This window comes from Marinifilum sp. JC120, from assembly GCA_004923195.1.
Lineage (GTDB): Bacteria > Desulfobacterota > Desulfovibrionia > Desulfovibrionales > Desulfovibrionaceae > Maridesulfovibrio.
Genome location: RDSB01000221.1, coordinates 1 through 414 on the forward strand (window position 1 = coordinate 1; position 414 = coordinate 414).

Here is a 414-nt window from a genome sequence, read left to right on the forward strand (position 1 = left end):
GAGATACTGATGCAAGTTCTTCCCTTCTGAATCAGATAGATTCATATCTGAAAGAGGTTGACAATAAGTTCTTTCAAAATTGACTMTTTGTCCCTCTRTTRGAGGTGTTCCAGAAATGTCTGCAATCGAGTAAATAGCTCTACGAACGAATGGATCGGATCGAATTGGAAAATAGAAAGATTTGGACAAGTTATACSTTTCGTCACCGCTTTGTGGAAAATCGTTAGRTATGAATATGTTAGATACCTGTGACTCGATTGGTGAAATAGTATCTCTCTCCMAAAAAGCATRTTTTTTTTKACYRCCGCACRAAGAAAATRTTTTGTTGCGAATGAACAAGATATTGAGGAATTGTCCATACGTAAAATCATAATTATTGATACGAGCCTTTTCCACATAAAAAGGGAATCTTTT

At 35.1% G+C, this 414-nt stretch carries 1 protein-coding gene; it reads right to left on the reverse strand.

The window, feature by feature from the left end:
- On the reverse strand, positions 1 to 414 hold a 414-nt coding region (locus tag D0S45_20905; GenBank protein TIH04238.1), incomplete at both ends, for a DUF825 domain-containing protein.